Source organism: Streptomyces sp. SDr-06 (assembly GCF_003324565.1).
Classification (GTDB): domain Bacteria; phylum Actinomycetota; class Actinomycetes; order Streptomycetales; family Streptomycetaceae; genus Streptomyces.
Map to the genome: position 1 here is coordinate 1 of NZ_QOLA01000077.1, position 1071 is coordinate 1071.

Here is a 1071-nt window from a genome sequence, read left to right on the forward strand (position 1 = left end):
GCGCCGCCCTCGCCGCACATCTGCATCAGGCCGGTCGGGTCGCTGCTGGTGACCGGGGTGTTGCCCGAGTAGGCGTAGCCGTTGATGGACTGGGGGTTGGTCGGGTCGAGGATCGGGTCGACGGAGAGGAAGCGGCCCAGGTTCGGGTCGTATTCGCGGGCTCCGAGGTTGGTGAGGCCGGTTTCGGTGTCGGTGGTGCCGCCGACGAAGCCCTTGTCGCCCGGCCAACTGGTGGGCGCCGGAGCCCCGTTGCGGTTCTGGCCGAAGGGGGTCATCGGGCGGCGCTGGACGGACAGGGTGGCCGAGTCGATGGCGACGTTGTCGGTGCCGTGTGGGTCGGAGGCCAGGTAGGTCAGGTGGCCGCCGGTGCTGCGGGCGACGGTCAGGCCGCCGGGTGCGGCGTAGTAGCGGGTGGCGCTGGTGGTGTTGGCCGCCTTGTCGAGGACGACCTCGGTCCCGGGCAGGTACAGCGTCGCCGTGCTCGGGTCGTGTCGCAGGAGCTGGTTGCCGTCGGCGTCGTAGACGAAGTCGGTGCCCTTGTCCTGCTGGGTCTTGGTGATGGTGTCGAGCTTGCCTTCGTCGGTCCAGGTGAAGTTCTGGGTACCGGCGCCCGTGGTGTGGGCGGTGGTGTTGCCCGACGCGTCGTAGGCGAAGGTGTCCGTGCTGGTCCCGGCTGCCTTGCTTCCCGTGGCCATCGACTGGACGGCGTGCGGGTGCGGCTGGCCCGCCGTGGGGTACGTCTCGGTGTGGGTGGTGTCCTTGTCGGCGTTGCCCGTTACGTCGTGATCGACCTCGCTGGTGCGGTTGCCGGTCAGGTCGTAGCCGTAGGACTGCCAGTACGGGTTCGGGCCGCCGAGGTTCGCGGCGCTGGGCTTGGTGTTGGTGCAGCCCCCGGTGCCGGCGGCCTTCGGAGCCGGTTCGGTGCTGGTGCCGCCCTTGTCGGTCCAGGCCTCGGTGAGGCGGTTGAGGTAGTCGTAGGTGAAGCACTGAGTGTCGGTCTGACCCGTGTCCTGGACGTCGGACACGGACGTGACGGCTCCGGACGGCGTGTAGGTGTAGTTGGTGACGTCG

At 69.4% G+C, this 1071-nt stretch carries 1 protein-coding gene; it reads right to left on the minus strand.

Features of this window, described 5'->3' with window-relative positions; all coding sequences use genetic code 11:
- Positions 1-1025: RHS repeat-associated core domain-containing protein (locus DT019_RS39055; protein ID WP_147267435.1), on the minus strand; the 1025-nt coding region annotated here is incomplete at its 3' end.
- Between the last annotated feature and the right edge of the window lie 46 nt (positions 1026-1071).